Below are 19,348 nucleotides of genomic sequence, written 5' to 3'. Positions count from 1 at the left end.
GAAGGGTTCTCAGAGCATTCGGGCGTACGAGCCGAAATCGAGGCTTCCGAGCGCGGCGCGGCAGCGGATGAAGCGCCAGAACCCGTAGCGGTAAAACTCGACATCCTTGCGCTGCGAGGTGGCGTCCATCACGAGACCCCAGAGACCCCATGCGAGATCGTCGGCGATCGCGTAGAGACGCACGCGACGGAGACTTGCCGGCCTCGGCGTGCCTTCGAACATTTCGAGGGCCGGGAGGAAGTCCTTCTCGTCTTCGAAAACCTCGTTGATCAGGATCCCGATCTCATAATAGGGGTCGACGTTGCCGGCACCGTCGAAGTCCACGAGCTCGATGCGACCATCCGGCCCGATGAGGATGTTCGAGGCCAGGCCGTCGGCATGGGAGGGCACACTGTCGACCCCCGATGCGGCGATCATGCGCTCAAAGCGCAAAACCTGCTCGAACAGGACCGGAAGGTCGGGAGGAGCCTGGGCCACGAGCCGATCGCATTCCTGCTTCAGCGCGCGGATCCGGTCGAACGGCGACACCGGGATCGTGAAGCGCAGTCCGCCGTGGACCCTGCGCTTAACACCTATCACCTCATTGAGGACGTCCAGCTTTTTCAGGTCGCTGACACGGGCGGTCGCCCAGCCGTCGCGATATTCCATGATGCAGGTCGCGCGCCGCGCATCGATGGCAAGGATCTTGGGCGCGCAGCCGAGGCCGGCCGCTTTGCGCTGCGCATCGAAGGATGCGGCCGCATCGATGAAGCGGCGCTGGTCGGGCTGAATGGTTTTGAGCAGGAGCGACGGATGCTGGCCATCGACCGACAGAAGCAGGCGGGTGCTGTCCACGCCACGATGCGACGGGACGAGAATGCCCGGCTCCATCTCCTGTGCCGATCTGCACAGCTGCGGTCCGGCACCAGAGCAGGCGGGCTCGTCGGGCGTCACAAGACAGAGGTCGGCCGGCGCCGTGAGGTCATCCGCAAAAAGGGAACGGACTTCTTTTGTTGCGGACGGGAGACGATGAATGTCCATCGGGCCGATGCGGCGATCCATACCCTTTCGCGACAGACCAATTTCCATGAAGCCAGCGGAACCCTTGTAATCCAAGCAAGCACAACCGACCAGCGACGGCCCGTCCACGAAAGGGAGCGGGGGACAGGCGCGCCAGCAGGAAACGCAATGCTATATCTATGCGGGCGTGAGTAAAGTGCCGACGTGCCTATCGGCGCCGAGATGCACTTAAACGCGGATGAGGTCGACGCCCAGTTCGGCGAAGCGCTGGACGAATTCTTCGCCGACACCCTTAGTGGTGATGACATGTTGGGCGTCGGCAAGGCCGAATGCACGAACCGAGCCGAAGCGTCCGAACTTCGATCGATCGGCTACCATGACGGTGGTGCCGGCCTGACGCCTCGCCTCATCGTGCAGTGCAACCTCGTCCTCACCAAAGCCCATGAAGCCGTGATCGACATGGACGGCGCTGGCACCCATCAAAGCCAGGTCGAACCTGTGCCCTTTCAGCGCGGTAATGGTAGAATGCCCGAATGTGGCCTGATATTCCGGCACCATCGGACCGCCGAGCACGCGGACACTGGTGCCCCAGCCGTGGGAGAAAAAATGCGCCGCAATGGCGATGGAGTTCGTGAAGATCGTCAGGTCTGCATGCTTGTCAAGGTGCTTCACGCAGGCCAGCGTAGTGGTTCCCGAACTGACGAAGATCTTCATACCGTTCTGGATAAGGCTGGCAGCCCTTTCGGCGATCAAGTTTTTTTCCGGCGCATTGACCCGGCTGCGCTCGCCAAACGGCTTGTCCCCCTCTTTTGGCGTCAGTACCGCACCGCCGTAGACGCGCCGAGCCAAGCCATTTGTTTCGAGTAGACGCAGATCGCGCCGGATGGATTCCGGACTGACTTCGAGGCGATCGGCGAGCAGATTGACACTCGCGCGCTCATTCGCGCGCAGTATTTCCAGGATTTTTTCCTGGCGAAACTCAGAAAATCTCATGGACCGAATCTGCCTGTGACCATTTGGGTCTTTCCGGACTTAACATATCCCCGAGCACGTCGAACACTGCGAGATGCCGGAAGACCGAAAATCCCGGCGCCAAGCTAGTCGACATGCTCAAACCAGTCAAATCCGTCTTAGTCGCTCAACAGTCCTAGGGTCTAACAGCCTTGAGATTTAGACCTGTTCGGGACTGGGCACTCGCCGAGAGTAGGCCAAGCCGCGCTTGACCACAGGCAAATGTGTCGATATTGGTGTTTTTGACCGATTTGTGTGTTTTGAGAAATTGGATCGGTTTGAGGATGGATCTGGCGTCCAGTCAGGATTTGGAAGGCTCGTCTGGCAATGGCGAATAAGTGCCATGCTGCAGGTCGAAGGATGGAGTTCAACGGGCCGGCGCCGAGCGGGTCCTAGAAAACTAAACCGCACATCGGCAAAACAACCGCCGATACAAAAAGGGGAACAGGATCAATGATTACGCGTAGAGACATTATGGTTGGCGCGGGCGCGCTTGGCGTGGCCGGCGTGCTCGGCAAGCTCGCGGTGCCGGCCAATGCGCAGGGCAAGAAGTCACTCGTGCTCGCGTCGATGGGGCCCGTCACGGGTAATTGGGATCCGACTTCCCACACGACCCTTGGTCAGGGCAATTTCGAAAAGTTCGTCTTCAATGCGTTGACGCGTGCCCCGATGCGGGACGGCGAGGCGGACCTGCTCGAACCCGCGCTGGCGGAAAGCTGGAAGCTGATCGACACCAACACGTTCGAGTTCAAGCTGCGCGACGGCGTGAAATTTCACGACGGCAAGGAATTCAGCGCCGAGGACGTAAAGGCGACGCTCGAATACTCCTGCGACCCGGCCCGCCCGGCGGCTTCCTTTTGCCCCGGAAAGGTCGATGTCGAAATTGTCGATCGCCTTACGGTGCGACTGCACACCGAGAAGCACGGCTATCCGGCATCGGCTTGGTGGTTTATTTCAAGCGTGATCCCGATCCTCTCGGCGAAGGATGTTGCTGATCCGAAGATTCTCCAAAAGCGTCCGAACGGCACGAACGCCTTCAAGTATGTCGAGACCAACGGCGACAAAAATATTCTTCACGCCTATGACGACTTCTTCGGCGGGCGTCCGAAGATCGATGAGGTCGTCTATGCCTATGTTCCGGATGCCAACACGCGGGTTCTCGGCCTCTTGAACGGCCAGTACCACATCGCCGAACGTCTCGAGCCGGAACAGTACGCATCGCTCGCCGGAAATCCGAAGGTCACCACTCGCAAGGGTCTCACGACCGAGAACAAATATCTGCATTTTCGCTGCAACAAGGCGCCCTTCGACGATCCGCGCATCCGCCTGGCGGCATGCCATTCGATCGATCGCAAGCAGATCCTCGAACTGATGGGCGAAGCGGCGCTCGAGTCAAGCTGTTACGTCTCCCCGATGAAGTTCGGCTTCACCGACATCAAGGGATATCCAGACTACAATCCCGAGGAAGCGCAGCGTCTGCTGGCCGAAGCCGGCTTCCCGAACGGGGCGGGGCTGCCGCAGCTCGAATATATCACTTCGATCGGCTTCTATCCCAAGACCAAGGAGTATGGCGAACTGATCGCCGCGATGCTCCAGGAGCAGGGCTTCAACGTGCAGTTGACGGTGCTCGAGCCAGCGGCCTGGGAAGTGGCGATCTATCGCCGCGCCGACGGTCAGGGCCAGGGCCATATGTGCGACGTCGGCTGGATGACGCCGTCGCCTGAGCCGGACCTCGTCCTGCGGCCCAACTGGCACTCCAGCGCGGCGCTGATTTCGGGCATCAATGATCCCGAGATCGACGCGGTCCTGGACAAGGAGCGCAACGCGCCCAATCCGGAACAGCGGCTGAAGATCCTCACCGAGGAAACCTTCCCGACGATGGCCAAGAAAGTCCCAAGCTTCTCACTGTTCTCTGCGCTCACCTTCCACGGCGCCGCCAAGAACCTTGAAGGCGCGGTCTACCTGCCCTACGGACCTATCGACCTGTCGAAGGCGGATCTCGTCTAACCTTTGGCCCAGCAGCGTCGCCATCCGGCGGCGCTGCTCCTTCGTGAGCCTGCCGTTATGCTTTTTGCAATAGACTTCTTCGTTCGCCGTCTTGCCCAAGGCGTGATCATTGTGGCGGGCATCGCCCTGTTGATCTTCACCCTGCTGCGCGTGGTGCCCGGCGACCCCGTGCGGCTGATGCTCGGCCCGATGGTTTCGCAGTCCGTGGCGGAGCAGACGGCCAAGGAGCTCGGCCTCCGGGATCCGATAATCGTCCAGTTCGGGCGGTATATGACCCAGATCGTCCGCGGCGATTTCGGCCGATCCTTCGTGCGCAGCGCCCAGGGCGGCAGCACTGGAGGTTCGCGCGGCGAATCGACCTTCGATGCCAGCAACCGGGCGCCGGTCATTGATCTGATCGGCGCGACATTGCCCTACAGCCTGCTGCTGGCCGGCCTGGCCTTCCTGATCTCACTGTCGATCGCGGTTCCGCTCGGCATCTGGGCCGGCCTTAACGCGGGCAGGGCGCCCGACCGATTCGCGCTTTACCTGAGTTCGGTCCTCGTCTCGCTGCCCAATGTATGGCTCGGACTGGTGTTCATTTATTTGTTGTCGGCCAGGACTGGCTGGCTACCTGCAATCGGCTACGAGAACTGGACCTATGCGATCCTGCCGGCCTTGGTCCTGGCGGTGGAACTGATTCCGATCATCGTCCGGTCGCTCTCGGTTTCGGTCTCCTCCAACCTCCTCGAGCCCTATGTCTATGTTGGCCAAATCCGCGGGCTGACCCGACGGCGCATGATCTCGGCGCATGTTCTGCGTAACTCCGGGATACCCCTTCTGAACGTGTTGGGCATCCAGGCGGTCGGCCTGATCCTCGGCTCGCTGTTCGTCGTCGAATACCTCTTCAACTATCCGGGGATCGGCCTGCTCATGATCAATGCGGTGTTCCAGCGCGATTTCCCGATCATCCAGGCGATCGCGATCTTCGCCTGCGCCGGGCTCGTCGGTGTGAACATCCTCGTCGATTTCGCATCGACCACGATCGACAGAAGGCTCCAGTACTGATGTCCGAACACACCATCGTCGACGCGGAAGTCAGCGTTCCCCCAAAAGCCCGAAGCCTCGGCGCTAATATCTTCCTTCAAGCATTCAAGACGCCGGAGTTCCGGGTCGGGGCGGTCATTTTCATCGCCGTGATCCTGCTCTCGGTCGCCGCGCCGGGGCTGCTCGGCCTTTCCGCGACGAAATTCAACGTCGGCCTCAAGTTCTCGCCGCCCTGGCCTGCCGAAGGTTCGGTCTGGCCTCATTTCATAGGGACCGACCAGTTGGGCCGCGATCTTCTAGCCCGATCGCTGATCGGCCTGCGGAACGCCCTGATGATCGGCATTACGAGCGTCATCGGCATGTTCGTTCTAGGTTCGGCGGTCGGGATGGTGGCCGGCTATGTCGGCGGCTGGACCAACCTGATCCTGATGCGCATCACGGATGCGCAGATGTCGATCCCGGTGATCATCCTCGCCATCACCATCCTCGGCGTGACGCGGCCGACGCCGCTGACGGTCATCCTCGTCTTCATCCTCGCGGGCTGGCCAGGCTACGCACGCGTGGCGCGTAGCGTCACCATGTCCGAGCGGCGCAAGGAATATGTGCGCGCCGCCAAGATCCTCGGCGCATCGGACGTCCGGATACTGCTGGTGCATATCGCGCCGAACATCCTGCCCCCGATCGCATTCGTCGCCGTGCTCGACGTCGCGCGCATGATGATCTTCGAAGCCATCCTCGGGTTCATCGGCATCGGCATCCAGCCGCCCACGCCTACATTCGGGACGATCATCGCCGACGGCACCAAGTATCTCCTGAATGCGTGGTGGATCACCACCATTCCCGGCCTGCTGCTGGCGATATCGCTGTGCAGCATCAACCTCATGGGCGGTGCCCTTGAGCGCTCCCGCAACAAGCTACTCCAAGGTGTCCTATGAGCGGGGAGAGTGTAAGCATTCTCGAGATTTCGGGCCTGTCGGTCGATCTAGCGTTGCCAGGCGGCGCAAGGCGCGCTGTTCTTCAGGACGTCAATCTCTCGGTTTCCCAGGACGAGGTCCTCGGCATCATCGGTGAAAGCGGCTCGGGTAAGACCGTCCTGTCGCGCGCACTCGTCAACTGGATAAGCCCGCCGCTGGTCGTGACCGGCGGGACGATTGCCTACCATGGCCGCAACCTGTTCGATCTCGCGCCCGCCGAGATGCAGAGATTGCGAGGGCGCAAGGTGGCCTATATAGGCTCCGACCCTGGCAGCGCACTCGATCCGACCATCCCGGTCGGACAGCAGATCATCGAGAAGCTGCGCGCCGTCGAGCCGGGCATTTCGACTGCGGAAGCCAAGGCGCGCGTGCTTCGTGTCCTCGACGCGGTCCGCATTCCTTCCCCGGCGCAGCGCTTTCACGAATTTCCTTTCCAGTTCAGCGGCGGGATGATGCAGCGCGTGCTGATTGTCGATGCCCTGGTCACCAACCCTGACCTGCTCGTCGCTGACAACATCACGCAGCCGCTCGACGTGACGGTCGCCGCCCAGATTCTTCGCCTACTGAGGGATCTCCAGCGCGATTTTCGCACGGCGGTCATCTTCGTCTCCTCGGCGCTCGGTGTGGTTAACGAGATCGCAGACAACGTCCTCGTGCTCGCCGATGGCCGCGTGGTCGAGTGCCAGCAGACCCGTAAACTGATCGACGAACCCCAGCACAACTACACGCGCAACCTCATCAAGAGCGTGCCGCGCATCTGGGGCGCCGAGCAGGTCACCGCCGCGCCGGGCTTGGCCAAGGACGACACACGCGAAATCATCCTTTCGGTCCGCGACGTCTACCGTTCCTACGCAACCAAGGACCGTGAGAGGCTGTTTGCGTACCGGGTTGTCCAGGCCGTCCGGGGCGTCTCGTTCGACGTCTACAAAGGCGATAATCTTGGCATCGTAGGCGAATCCGGTTGCGGGAAGTCGACGCTTTCGCGTCTACTCAGCCGCCTCGAAGCACCCAATCGCGGCCAGATCCTGTTCAAGGGCCAGGACATCGCGCATCTCGGCCGAAAGAAGCTGCTTGATCTGCGCCGTCGGTTCCAGCTGCTGCTGCAGGATCCCTACAACGCCATCCCGCCACATTTGGCCATTGGCCGGACGATCGCCGAACCGCTGCGCATCCATGGCGGAATGAGCGCCAAGGAGATCGGCGAGAAGGTCGCCTACACGATGAACGAGGTGGGGTTGCGCCCCGAGCTGACGGACAAACTGCCGGTAGGGCTCAGTGCGGGCCAGCGGCAACGCGTCAACATCGCCCGCGCCATGGTGCTGGACCCGGAACTCCTGATCCTCGACGAGACGCTGTCGGCACTCGACCAAGTGGAACAGGGCAAGCTGCTCGATCTTTTCGAGCGTCTGCAGGCCCGCCACGGCATGACCTACATCTATATCTCGCACGATCTGAGCATGGTGCGCCGCGTCTGCAATCGCGTGGCCGTGATGTATCTCGGTCGCATCGCCGAACTCGCCGGCAACGAGGCGACGTTCTTCGATCCCGGCCATCCCTACACGCGAGCCCTGCTCAGTGCGGTTCCGGCGATCGAGCACAAGCCCTACGACACGGCGACCTATCTCCTTGAAGGCGAGCCGCCGGACCCCATCGACATTCCTTCCGGCTGCACCTTCCGCACACGCTGCCCGTTCGCTTTTGACCGCTGCGTCACGGAGGATCCGGCGCTGCTGAAACGAAGCGACGTGGATTACGCCGCGTGCCATCTCGTCGAGGCCGGCTTGTCGGCGCCAAGGCTGATGCCGGCGGTCGATCTGAGCGGCCCGTAACAGCGGCGCAGTCCCTGACCGTCCTGGGCGCCCCTGACCCCGGCGCGGTGCCCCGCAATCCCGATGAGGCAAGCGTATCATGGAATTCGACTATATCGTCGTAGGTTCGGGCAGTGCGGGTTCACCGCTCACCGCCAGGCTTGTCGAAAAGGGTGCGAGCGTCCTTCTCCTCGAAGCGGGCAAGCGCGAGAAGCTCCACCTGACGCGCGTACCGGCCGCGCTCATGTATACGATCGGTAACAACCGGTACGACTGGAACTACGTCACCGAGCCTGATCCGAGCCGTAACGGACTGCAGGAAGCCTGGCCGCGCGGGCGGGTTCCGGGTGGTTCGTCGGCCATCAACGGGATGATCTTCATTCGTGGCGCGGCCGGCGACTACGACGCTTGGGAGGCGCTGGGAAACAAGGGATGGGGCTGGGCCTCCGTGCTTCCCTATTTCCGCAAGATGGAGACGGCGGACGACGACAGGGACAATTCTCACCGCGGCGGGATGGGTCCGCTCCGGGTTTCATCGCTGCGCTGGAAACACCCACTATCGCAGAAATTCATTGACAGCTTCGTCAATGCCGGCGTGCCCCGCAACCCGGACCTGAACGGGAGCTCGCATGAAGGGGTCGCCTGGAATCAAGGGTCCACGACAGGGGGCTTGCGTCATTCGGCGTTCGACGCCTTCGTCCTCCCACGTCTCAAGGACAATAAGTTGACCTTCATGGACGACGCGCTGGTGGAGCGTATCGTCATGGAGGGTAAGCGGGCCTCGGGCGTGGACATCATGCGCGGGGACAAGACAATCCGGGCAACAGCACGCCGCGGTGTGGTCCTGTCTGCAGGCTCCATCAACTCGCCACAGCTCCTAATGCTTTCGGGCATCGGCGATCCGGCCGAACTGAGTCGCCATGGCATCGAAGTGCGCGTCGCCAGCCCCGACGTCGGGCGCAACCTGATGGAGCATCCGGGCCTCTATGTCCGCGCCGAAATGGACGTCAAGACGGGCAATGCCTATGCGTCGGCCCTGGGCCGGCTGCGCGCCGCCGGGCAGTGGGCGCTGTCGCGCAGTGGCGTGCTGAGCGTGCCGACCGCGCAGGTGCTCGCCTTCCTCAAATCCACACCCGAGCAGGAGGTGCCCGACCTCCAGTTCCACCTCTTCCCGTTCGGCTATTTCAGCGAAAGCGGACGCCTGCGCGTCCCCACGCGCAATCTCGTCACCATTCTGGCGAACGTGAATTACCCCAAGAGTACTGGCCGTCTGGAACTACGCAGCAGCGATCCGCGCACGCCGCTCGCGATTTATCCGCGGCTCCTCGACCACCCAGACGACCTGGACTGCGTTCTACGCGGACTGGCCTGGATTCGCCGCCTTGCTTCGACGCCGCCATTCGGAAACCACGTGCGCGAGCTGATCGACGTGCCGCCCGAGGGGGCCGGCCGCGATGCGGAGGAGCAGTATGTGCGCAAGGCAACGGTCCCCTTCCTTCACCCGGTCGGGACCTGCCGGATGGGGATCGACGATAAGGCGGTGGTGACGCCGGAACTGCGCGTGCGCGGCACCGAGAGGCTGTGGGTGGCGGATGCCTCGATCTTTCCGCGCCACATCGCGGGCAACACCAACGCGACTGCAATCATGATCGGCGAGCGGGCGGCGGATCTCATCCATCCCTGATCCCAGGCAAGCCGGAACAGGAGCCAGACGGGCAATGACCAGGAATTTCAAGCACAATTTCATCGGCGGCAGGCGCGTCGACCCGCTCGGCCCGGAGTCCATCGAAGTTCGTTCGCCCTACGACGGCAGCCTGGTCGGCACGGCTCCGCTCGCCGCACAGGCGGACATCGACCTTGCCGTCGACGTGGCGCGCAAAGCGTTCGACGAAGGGCCGTGGCCGCGCATGCCGGTAGCCGAGCGCATCGCGGTCATCCGTAAATTCACCGACCTCTACGAGGCGCGGTCCACGGAATTTGCCCGACTGGTCACGGCAGAAATGGGCGCTCCCGCGTGGTTCGCCGCGGCGATCCAGGCCCTGATCCGTGATCAGGGCCAGGCTTATCTGACCGCGGCCGAACACTATCCCTGGGAAGTGAAGCGCGAGGGCTTCCCGAAAGGGACGTCCATCTGGATCCGCGAACCAGTCGGCGTGGTTGCCGCCATCATCCCCTGGAATGCACCGCATCAGGTCGCGCTAGCGAAACTCTTTCCGGCTCTGCTTGCCGGATGCACGGTGATTCTGAAATTGGCGCCGGAGACGGCGATTGACGGCCAATATCTGGGCGAACTTTTCAGCGAAGCCGGACTGCCGGACGGCGTGCTGAGCATCCTGGTAGCGCACCGGGAAGTGAGCGAGTATCTCGTCACGCATCCGGGAGTGGACAAGATCGGCTTTACCGGGTCGACCGCCGCCGGAAGCCGCATCGCCAGCCTCGCCGGTGCGCAGCTGAAGCGAGTCAGCCTAGAACTGGGTGGCAAGTCCGCGGCGCTCGTCTTAGACGACGCGGATATCGGCGAAACGGTCGAGGCGCTGCGTTACCGCTCGTTTCCGAACAACGGCCAGGTCTGCGTTGCGCAGACTCGGATACTCATATCGCGCCGGCGCCACGATGCCTTCACCTCGGCGCTGGTGGACAATGTTACGGGTATGAAGATCGGGAATCCGGCCGACCCGCAAACTTTCCTCGGTCCGGTTGCTGCCGAGCGCCAGCGCCAGCGGGTCAGTGACTACATCCAGTCTGGGCTGGAAAGCGGCGCGGAACTTGCGACGGGCGGCCTTGGAATGCCGGAAGGCATCAATCACGGCGCCTTCGTGAAGCCGACGGTTTTTGCCAATGTCGACAACAACTCACGCATCGCCCAGGAGGAGATCTTCGGCCCAGTCGTCTGCGTCATCCCCTATGACGGGGTGGATGAGGCAGTGCGGCTCGCCAACGAGTCGGAGTACGGTCTCTCCGGTTCGGTTTGGACGAACGATACTGACCAGGGTCTGGCGATCGCCCGCCGCATCCGCAGCGGCGGGCTGACGATCAACAACGCGGCCTCGGACCTGCTCTCCCCCTTTGGCGGCTTCAAGCGAAGCGGCGTGGGACGCGAGTTCGGCCCGGAAGCCATCAATCACTACATCGAGCACAAGACTGTCGCAGTCTGAGGGAGTTCCGGAGCGATAATGAGCAACGGCCATGGAATATGGATGCATGTCGACGGTCAGGCCGGGCGCTTCATCGAACTGAGCGACAGGGTTTGGGAAACGCCCGAACTGAACTATCAGGAACATCGGTCGTCGGCCGAGCATCTGAAGGCGCTTAACGATCAGGGCTTCCGAGTTGCTACCGGCCTTGCCGGCATGCCGACGGCCATCATGGGCGAGGCAGGCGAAGGCGGCCCGGTCATCGCCTTCCTCGGCGAGTTCGATGCATTGCCGGAGTTAAGCCAGGAAGCCGGCGTAGCGGAACACCGGCGTCTTTCCGGCAATGGACCGGGACATGGCTGCGGACACAATCTGCTCGGGGCCGGCGCACTGCTCGCCGCTACGGCGACGAAGGATTGGCTGGCCGCGAACAGCCTGCCCGGGCGTGTACGCTATTATGGCTGCCCGGCCGAGGAGGGCGGATCGGGCAAGGCGTTTATGGTTCGCGACGGGGTTTTCGCTGACGTCGACGCGGCGCTTTCCTGGCACCCCTTCTCGTTCGCGGGCGTAATGGAGCCGGCCTCGCTCGCTTACGCGATCCTTGATTTTTCTTACACTGGACGGTCCGCCCATGCTGCGGGCTCGCCGCATCTCGGCCGCAGCGCGCTCGACGCCGTTGAGCTGATGAGCGTCGGCGTCAACTATCTGCGCGAACACATCCCCTCCGATTGCCGGGTTCATTACGCCTATCTCAATGCGGGCGGTCCGGCGCCGAACATCGTGCAGGCGGCCGCAATTGTGCGCTACATGGTTCGGTCGCCGCGAGCCTCCGAGGTGTTGATGCTAGTCGAGCGGGTCAAGCGCATCGCGGAGGGTGCAGCGCTGATGAGCGAGACACAAGTGGAGTCGCGCTTTGTCTGTGCGATGAACAGCCTGCTTGGCAATCGCGTTATGGAGGGAGCGATGGCGCAGAATTTCGAGATGCTGGGGCCGCCGGAATTCGATGCGGCTGACCAAGCGTTCGCGGGGCAGATCCAGGCCACGCTGACAAGGGAGCACATCCAATCAGCCTATGCGATGTTCCGGCTTCAGGAGAGTGACAGCGCTCTCAGCGACGGTATCGTCGGCGCCGCTTCCGGTGGCAAGCAGATGCTTGGATCGACTGATGTCGGCGATGTGAGCTGGGCCGTACCGACCGTGCAGGCATATGGCGCGACCTATGCCATCGGCACGCCTTTGCACACATGGCAAGTAACGGCGCAGGGCAAATCGCCACATGCACACAAGGGCATGATCCATGTTGCCAAAGCGCTGGCGGCGACGGCGGCGGACCTCTTTAGCCACCCCGATCTGCTAGCTTCAGCTAAGGAGGAACATGCAGCAAGGTTGGCGCGCGATCCCGCAGTACAGATCCTGCCGCCCCACCTCGCGCCCCCGTTGGACGGCTAGATGTATGATGCCGGGCATCGTGCTCATCTTTGTCGTCCTAATCAAAGGAACCGCTGGAGCGAAGCGACATACTTTGCCCGAAGATGGGATTTCTCCTGGAAGATGTGTGAACGATCCCGTGATAGTGACGGTTGATCGGCCCTCATCAAGCTGTTGCACTGCGATGGGCTTTGAATCACTTCTCCCGATCCTCGGGTTGCCCGGATCTCCATCACTGATGTCGTTCTCTCCTGCCGAAAGGGGACGTCTTTTCGTGCGACTGTCGGTCATCCTCAAGGGTGCGGCGCGCGGTAGCTTTCCTCACGCGCTATCGATCCGTCCTACCTTGTTGGCGAGAGCGACTGTGACCTGCCGTTCCGGTTTACGCTCAAGCAACTCGTCCGCCCAAGTGCTGACGGTCGTCACTTTTCGCCGGGTGTATCATTTCCGGCCGAGCTTGTCAGAGGGACGATCATGAGTTCGAGCGCGCCATACTCCGCAAACGAATTTCTGGCTGGGCTGAAAGGCCAGCGCGTTCTGGTGACAGCGGGTGCGGGGGGCATCGGTTTTGCCATAGCCGACACGCTGTCGCGGCTCGGCGCCCGCGTCGTTGTCTGCGACGTTTCCGACGAAGCGCTCGCCGCTGCGCCCGACAAGATCGACCTGATCGCGGCAGTGAAGGCCGACGTCTCGCGCGACGATAACGTCGACCGGCTGTTCGAGGCGGTCGAGAAAGAACTCGGCGGGCTCGATGCGCTGATCAACAATGCCGGCATTGCCGGGCCGACAGGCGGTGTCGACGAGATCGATCCGGACGACTGGCGGCGCTGCATCGACATCTGCCTGACCGGCCAGTTCCTGTGCGCCCGGCGCGCCGTGCCGCTGATCAAGGCGGCGGGCGGGGGCTCGATCGTGTCGATGTCGTCGGCGGCTGGCCGCCACGGCTATGCGTTCCGCACGCCCTATTCGGCGGCCAAGTGCGGTGTCATCGGTTTCACGCAAAGCCTCGCCAAGGAGCTTGGGCTGCACGGCATCAGGGTCAACGCCATCCTGCCCGGCATCATCGAGGGACCCCGCATCGAAGGTGTTATCTCGGCGCGCGCCAAGCAGGTCGGTATCAGCCACGAGGAGATGACCGATCGTTATCTCCAAAACATTTCGCTGCGTCGCATGACCAGCCCTTATGATGTCGCGTCGATGGTCGCCTTCCTGCTGTCGGACGCCGGCATCAACATTTCCGGGCAGTCGCTCGGCGTCGACGGCAACGTCGAAACGCTCTGAGGAGGGCCGATCCATGGCAAAGGTTGCGATTGTCGGCAGCGGTTTCATTGGGCGGGCCTGGGCGATCAGCTTCGCTCGCGCCGGCCATGACGTGCGGATGTGGGACCAGTCGCCCGCCGCGACGGGCGGCGCGCGCGACTACATAGAAGGCGTGCTTGGCGATCTTTCTTCGAACGACCTGCTGCGTGGGCAGTCCGTCGACACCGTGCTTGGCCGCATCGCCATCGCGGTCGAACTGGAGGAGGCGCTGGCTGGAGCAATCCATGTCCAGGAGAACACGCCTGAAAACCTCGATGTGAAGCGGGAAGTGTTCTCCCTGATCGACAGTCTGGCCGGCCCGCAAACGGTGATCGCCAGTTCCACCTCGGCGCTGTTGCCGTCGAAGTTCACCGACCATCTGCAGGGGCGGCACCGCTGCCTGGTCGTGCATCCGATCAATCCGCCCTACCTCATTCCGGCGGCCGAGGTGGTGCCAGCGCCATGGACGTCCGCTGAGACGCTGGAAAGAACCCGCGCCTTCCTTATCGATGCCGGTCATGCGCCGCTGGTGATGAAGCGCGAGCTCGACGGTTTCATCATGAACCGGTTGCAGGGCGCCTTGCTTGAGGAAGCCTTCCGGCTCGTCGACGGCTATGCCAGCGTCGAGGATGTCGACATCGGCATCCGCGACGGGTTGGCTTTGCGCTGGTCATTCATGGGGCCGTTCGAGACCATCGACCTCAATGCGCCCGGCGGCGTGCGCGATTATGTCGATCGCTACCAGGGCATCTACTCCAACATCTTCCCGCAGATGCTGCGCCGGGTCGACTGGGCGGGCGAGGTCATGGCAACCGTCGAGGCCGAGCGCAGCAAGCGCCTGCCAAGGAAAAAACTGGGTGACCGGCAGGTCTGGCGGGATCGCCGGCTGATGGCGCTGGCGGCACACAAGAAAAAATCGGATCAGGAGTTCGGACAATGAAAGAAACCAGCCGCAAGCCCGGCGCGACGGCGACCAGGTCATCATCACCTGTGCGGTGACCGGGGCGATCCACACCCCGACCATGTCGCCCTACCTGCCGATCACACCGGACCAGATCGCGTCGGAGGCGATCGCCGCGGCCGAGGCCGGTGCCGCGATCCTGCATTTGCACGCGCGAGACCCGGAAACCGGCAAGCCCGACCAGACACCCGAGGACTCGGAAAGACTGTAGCGCTCAACTGGATAGCCGCCCAAAGCGGAGCTGCCTATTGTGAGGTTGCGCAGCATACCAAGGCTATCAGGCCGATGTTCCTGATGCTGCACGACGCCTACGGCGTCCAAAGGGACAGCAAGCACACATACGATCTTGCGAAGGATTGCATGAATTTTTTGGGCGCCCGATACGGCCCGACGCGCCCGTTGCTGGTGGACGAATATCAGAACTTCACACCCACTGTTTTGCGGGAGCTGCTGCATCTTCAGGAGCGATGCGGCTTCGCTTTACTGCTCGCCGGCAACACTCATCGGTTAGCGGGCACGAGGCGTGATACCCATGCTATGGATCAGATCGAAAGCCGTATCGGCATGCGTTTCGAGATCGGGCAGCCGACGCGGGAGGACTGCTTGAGGATTGACGCCGAACACAACGTTGAAGGAGCCGACGCCTACGTGGCAATCGCCACCTACGGGCAAAACACCTCCCTTCGCGCGCTGTGCCATCTCCTCCAGAATTGCGCTGCGGGTACCAGCGGCTTCGGCAGCATTCGTCTTCCCCGGATAGAGACCACGCTTCGCGGCATGTCGTGCGGCAGCGATGTGCTCAAGGTTCTATACGAGTGCCGAAACGACTTCGCACACGACGTGGGCAGCCCCACTTAAATTCGGACGACGACAGATAATTCCGAACATCACACCGGAATTGGTGCAATCGCGAAGTTAGCCCGCTTGCTGATCAGCCGTATTTGCCTCGCTCCTCAATTTTTCAAGCCGTGATCGGCAGATCATTTCGATACGATCGATCAACTCGGAGACCCGCTTGGCAAGCCACTGGAGCGCTTCGCGAGTGATCTCGAAGTGCCTCGAATAGCGCGCTTTCACATAAGCCTCGTTGATGACGTTGAACCAAGCTACGAAACGCTGCTGGTCGCGGGGCCAAACTTCGGCAAGTTCCTGTGCTTGATCTTCAGCGAGGCTGCGAAGGAATTTGACGTTGTGAGAGGCAGGGCTGTAATTTGTTAGAACCAACAACAACACCGCGTAGGCCTGCTCGATTGATTGGTGAAGGAGAAAGGCCGCTTCCTTGAAATTGGATTCGCTGAGAAGAAATCCAGCTGTCTTTGCAAATACTCGGGCGTGCGGCAGCCTGTCTTCGAGGTGTTCGGCTGCTAATTGGAATGCATCGGCCGGCTTCGTAGGTGCCGGATGCGCCAGCGATTCTTCGTCGAGCTCGTAGAGGACAATTCCCTCGCGACGGATGTCGACAAAGAAGTACTGACCCTCCCTGAGGGCAGTGTTCACCTCCCGGCGGGAATGTACAATGAAGCTGACTGGCGTGCTGATTTCGCGCATCAACCGGTCTGCTGCCGTCTGCCAATAGCCGGCAAAATCGGTCAGTTTGCGATTGTTCACCACCACAAGCAGGTCGAAATCCGAACGGTAGCCCTTCCTGGTATGCGGCTCGTCGACCCAGCCACCACGTGCATAGGACCCGAAAAGTATGATCTTGAGAATGCGCCCGCGCTTTTTGAAGTCGGTCATCCCTCCCTTGAGGGCATCCTCAAACTCCTCGAGGAGCAGCTCAACCGTCTTTCTCAGCTCGCGCTGCTTTGGTGGCGGGAGGTGGTCGATGCTGGATTTCATAAACAAGGATCTGTCGTCCATCGTGTGTGCATAGCCGAGACGAGGCCCCGAATCCACACACTGCCTCGTTCGGCCGAATTGAGCAACGCACACCGTGCGACATCAAATGGAAGAGTTGTTAAGTCAGCATCCTAAACATTGCAGAGGGATTTAAGCTCATCACGTATCACTGCAATGTTGGGGGTATCGTCAATACATTGCCCCACCATTTCCCAGCGCTTTTATCTGTGGAGGGTCTGTCCCGCAGCGTCGCGCTCGGTCCTCGAATAAGCGAACAGACTTCTAGCTCGGAAGATGTCGGCGAACTCATGCGGAAGGGGGGCGGCGGTATCGGCCGCCGGATTTTCTTAAGATTTTCCCTGTCGAGCCGCGGTCGAACACCGGTATGTTCAAACCGGAGATTTCCAATGCCATTTCGATTCGTCGACACCGCCGACATCCACCTCGACTCGCCGCTGCGTTCGCTGGCGATGCGAAACCCCGACCTTGCCGAACTCGTCGGAGACGCCAGCCGTCAGGCGTTTGTCTCGATCGCTGACCTCTGCCTCACGGAACGTGTCGATGCCCTGGTCATTGGCGGCGATCTCTATGATGGCGATCAGACTTCGATGAAAACGGCCCGCTTCCTGGCGTCACAGATGACACGGCTTCATCAGGCCGGCATCAGGGTTTTCAAGATCCGTGGCAATCATGACGCCCTGTCGCGGATATCGAAACAGCTGGTGTTCCCTGACACGGTCACGATCTTCGGCGGCCGTCCCCAGACCGTGCTGCAGACAGCCGGCGGGCTTGACGTCATGTTCCACGGCTTGAGCTTTGCCAGCCCCAAGGCGCCGGACAGTCTACTCCCGAAGTACTCAGCGCCGCGCGAGGGCGCGGTCAATGTCGGTATCATGCATACCAGCCTGGCCGGATCGCCGGGCCACGACGTCTATGCCCCCTGCAATGTCGCTGACCTGCACGGCCACGGTTTCGACTACTGGGCGCTTGGGCACATCCATGTCCGCCAAGTCCATCCCGGGGCAAGCACCGTGGTGATGCCAGGAATTCCACAGGGCAGGGACATCAACGAGGCCGGCGAGAAATCCGTCACCCTGGTGACGATACAAGACGACCGCACCATCGAGATCGAGGAAAGGCTCACCAGTATCGCGCAATTCGAGCGGGTGAACGTCGACGTGACCGAAACGGTGGAATGGTCCGAGATCGTCGAGCGTGTCCGATCCGCGCTCGAAGATGTGCGCGCCTCCGTTAGATCCCGTCATGCTGTGGTTCGCCTCGGCCTGACCGGGGCGTCACCTCTATCGTGGGCACTGATCCGCGACCGGGATCTGCTGCTCGCGGAAGCTGAGCAGGTCGCGGACCAGGTAGGCGAAACCTGGGTGGAGAAGCTCGAACTTAACGTCTCGCCACCCGCAGCCGAAACATCCGAGGGCGTCGCCGATCCGATTTTCGAGCTCGCAGAGTCCATGCGCGCCGATGCCGGCTCGGAAGCCTTCCGTGCCGAGGCGAGGGCGTTGGTCCAAAAGATGATCGCGGATTTTCCGCCTGACGGGCGCGATTTCGCCGGCAAGGACGAGACTGAGCAGGAGTTGTTCCTGGAGAGGGTGGTTGCCAGCGGCGCCGACCTTGTTACCGCCCGCCTCAAGGCCGGTGGGTCACAATGAGGCTGCGGCGACTTGATCTCATCCGTTATGGCAAGTTCACCGACAGGACGATCGACTTCGGGCCGAAACCGGAATCCGGTCCCGACCTGCATGTCGTCTTCGGCCTGAATGAGGCCGGCAAGTCGACGGTGCTTTCCGGCTATCTCGAGATCTGCTGTTCGGCATCGAGGAGCGCAGCCGCTACAATTTCGTGCACGAGTACAGCGCAATGCGCATCGGCGGGGTGCTCGAACTTGGCGGCGCGGAGCAGATTTTCACACGCACCAAACAGCGCACCAACTCGTTGCTGAACGCGACTGGCCAACCAGTCAGCGAAATGGCGATATCATCCCATCTCGCCGGCCTGTCGCGCGACGCCTACGAGACCATGTTCTCGTTGGACGACGAAACGCTGGAAGCAGGTGGAAAATCAATCCTGGAATCGCGCGGTGACCTCGGCAAGCTGCTGTTCACGGCCAGCGCCGGCCTCGGGCATGCAAGCGATACATTGAGCCTGCTCGAGGCCGAGGCGGACAGGCTCTATCGCAAGCAGGCACACGGAACCGAGCTTGCTCTGTTCAAGAAGCGGCTTGCGGAACTGAAGTCGAGGAGGGAGGCGATCGACACCTTGGCGTCGACCTTCGAAACCCTTGAGACAGAGCGCCTGGACGCGACAGAAAACTACGACCGCAGCATCGCCGAGCGGTCGGTGCTGTCGGCCAGGCTCGATACGATCGCGAATTATCTTCGCGCGATCCCGATCCTTGCCGATATCCGACGCAAGCAAGCCCAGCTGGCCGAGTTGCCAGAGATCGCTTCACCGTCACGGACCTGGACGGGCAGCGTCGCCGACATGATCGAGATCGACGCCAGCCTGAGAACGCGTCTGCCGTCCTGATGCAGCATCATGACCCGACGAGTCGAATTCTTGCCCAGACGCCGATCGAGCAAGCCAGCTTCCCCAGCCTTTTCGTACCGATCGCGGTAGCGTCGGAATTGCCGCTCCGACATGCCAAGCAACTCGCCGGCCTCCGTCATCGAAAGATCGCCGCCATTCCAACGGCTCAAAACGTCCCGAAACTTTTGCATTCTCCGGCCGCCGATCCAGCAACCCAGCTTCCCCAGCCTCTTCCTAACGGTCGCGGTAGCGTCGGAATTGCCGCTCCGACATGCCAAGCAACTCGCCTGCCTCCATCATCGAAAGATCGCCGCCATT

General features: G+C 61.7%; 17 protein-coding genes and 1 pseudogene. 15 read left to right on the top strand and 3 right to left on the bottom strand.

All coding sequences use genetic code 11. The annotated features are described in order from the left end of the window. Positions 1-9: 9 nt before the first annotated feature. Together FJ986_RS19220 and FJ986_RS19215 are read right to left on the bottom strand one after the other, a co-directional pair. A complete protein-coding gene (locus FJ986_RS19220; protein ID WP_140523191.1) occupies positions 10-1,095 on the bottom strand; it encodes a phosphotransferase in 1,086 nt (361 codons plus the stop codon). Between the two features lie 132 nt (positions 1,096-1,227). Next, positions 1,228-1,992, bottom strand: coding sequence for a DeoR/GlpR family DNA-binding transcription regulator (locus tag FJ986_RS19215; RefSeq protein WP_140499625.1), 765 nt, complete (start codon positions 1,990-1,992; stop codon positions 1,228-1,230). Positions 1,993-2,463: 471 nt separating this feature from the next. Between FJ986_RS19215 and FJ986_RS19210 the strand changes: the two genes are divergently transcribed. The 11 genes and pseudogenes from FJ986_RS19210 (at position 2,464) to FJ986_RS19160 (ending at position 15,505) form a co-directional block, all read left to right on the top strand. After that, positions 2,464-4,017, top strand: coding sequence for an ABC transporter substrate-binding protein (locus FJ986_RS19210; RefSeq protein ID WP_140523193.1), 1,554 nt, complete (start codon positions 2,464-2,466; stop codon positions 4,015-4,017). 57 nt (positions 4,018-4,074) lie between these two features. After that, positions 4,075-5,064 (top strand): ABC transporter permease, encoded by a 990-nt coding sequence (locus tag FJ986_RS19205; RefSeq protein WP_140499621.1) that lies wholly within the window; start codon positions 4,075-4,077, stop codon positions 5,062-5,064. Further along, entirely contained in the window at positions 5,064-5,978 is a 915-nt protein-coding gene (locus FJ986_RS19200) for an ABC transporter permease (protein ID WP_140499619.1), read from the top strand. The genes FJ986_RS19205 and FJ986_RS19200 overlap by 1 nt, the downstream gene beginning before the upstream one ends. Beyond that, a complete protein-coding gene (locus FJ986_RS19195) occupies positions 5,975-7,846 on the top strand; it encodes an ABC transporter ATP-binding protein (RefSeq protein ID WP_140499617.1) in 1,872 nt (623 codons plus the stop codon). Before FJ986_RS19200 ends, FJ986_RS19195 begins: the two co-directional genes overlap by 4 nt. A 79-nt stretch (positions 7,847-7,925) precedes the next feature. Next, positions 7,926-9,509 (top strand): GMC family oxidoreductase N-terminal domain-containing protein, encoded by a 1,584-nt coding sequence (locus tag FJ986_RS19190; protein ID WP_140499615.1) that lies wholly within the window; start codon positions 7,926-7,928, stop codon positions 9,507-9,509. Positions 9,510-9,543: 34 nt separating this feature from the next. After that, entirely contained in the window at positions 9,544-10,980 is a 1,437-nt protein-coding gene (locus tag FJ986_RS19185; RefSeq protein ID WP_140523199.1) for an aldehyde dehydrogenase, read from the top strand. Positions 10,981-10,998: 18 nt separating this feature from the next. Beyond that, positions 10,999-12,408: an amidohydrolase gene (locus FJ986_RS19180; protein ID WP_140499610.1), complete on the top strand. Its 1,410-nt coding sequence runs from the start codon at positions 10,999-11,001 to the stop codon at positions 12,406-12,408. A 453-nt stretch (positions 12,409-12,861) separates the two neighbouring features. After that, positions 12,862-13,668: an SDR family oxidoreductase gene (locus FJ986_RS19175; RefSeq protein WP_140523201.1), complete on the top strand. Its 807-nt coding sequence runs from the start codon at positions 12,862-12,864 to the stop codon at positions 13,666-13,668. A gap of 13 nt (positions 13,669-13,681) precedes the next feature. Beyond that, the gene (locus FJ986_RS19170) at positions 13,682-14,626 is read left to right on the top strand and encodes a 3-hydroxyacyl-CoA dehydrogenase (protein ID WP_140523204.1); all 945 of its coding nucleotides are present in this window, start codon (positions 13,682-13,684) and stop codon (positions 14,624-14,626) included. After that, positions 14,623-14,840, top strand: a pseudogene (locus tag FJ986_RS19165) (3-keto-5-aminohexanoate cleavage protein); the annotation flags it as partial. The gene FJ986_RS19170 and the pseudogene FJ986_RS19165, both read left to right, overlap by 4 nt. Before the next feature lie 29 nt (positions 14,841-14,869). Next, complete coding sequence (locus FJ986_RS19160) at positions 14,870-15,505, top strand: AAA family ATPase (protein ID WP_140523207.1); 636 nt, start codon at positions 14,870-14,872, stop codon at positions 15,503-15,505. 57 nt (positions 15,506-15,562) lie between these two features. Here the strand turns inward: FJ986_RS19160 and FJ986_RS19155 are convergent, their stop codons facing one another. Next, the gene (locus FJ986_RS19155) at positions 15,563-16,486 is read right to left on the bottom strand and encodes a nucleotidyltransferase and HEPN domain-containing protein (protein ID WP_140523464.1); all 924 of its coding nucleotides are present in this window, start codon (positions 16,484-16,486) and stop codon (positions 15,563-15,565) included. A gap of 407 nt (positions 16,487-16,893) precedes the next feature. Between FJ986_RS19155 and FJ986_RS19150 the strand changes: the two genes are divergently transcribed. From FJ986_RS19150 to FJ986_RS30625, 4 genes are all read left to right on the top strand, one after another. Then, complete coding sequence (locus tag FJ986_RS19150) at positions 16,894-18,153, top strand: DNA repair exonuclease (protein WP_140523209.1); 1,260 nt, start codon at positions 16,894-16,896, stop codon at positions 18,151-18,153. Beyond that, on the top strand, positions 18,150-18,443 hold the full coding sequence (locus FJ986_RS30865) for an AAA family ATPase (RefSeq protein WP_246674848.1): 294 nt from the start codon (positions 18,150-18,152) through the stop codon (positions 18,441-18,443). Before FJ986_RS19150 ends, FJ986_RS30865 begins: the two co-directional genes overlap by 4 nt. Further along, positions 18,344-19,030 (top strand): AAA family ATPase, encoded by a 687-nt coding sequence (locus FJ986_RS19145; RefSeq protein WP_246674846.1) that lies wholly within the window; start codon positions 18,344-18,346, stop codon positions 19,028-19,030. Before FJ986_RS30865 ends, FJ986_RS19145 begins: the two co-directional genes overlap by 100 nt. After that, on the top strand, positions 19,030-19,348 hold a 319-nt coding region (locus FJ986_RS30625), incomplete at its 3' end, for a hypothetical protein (RefSeq protein WP_210241341.1). The genes FJ986_RS19145 and FJ986_RS30625, both read left to right, overlap by 1 nt.

The sequence above is a fragment of the Mesorhizobium sp. B1-1-1 genome (assembly GCF_006442955.1).
Taxonomy (GTDB): domain Bacteria; phylum Pseudomonadota; class Alphaproteobacteria; order Rhizobiales; family Rhizobiaceae; genus Mesorhizobium.
Note: the sequence above shows the minus strand (reverse complement) of the source record. Positions and strands in the feature narration are given on the sequence as shown.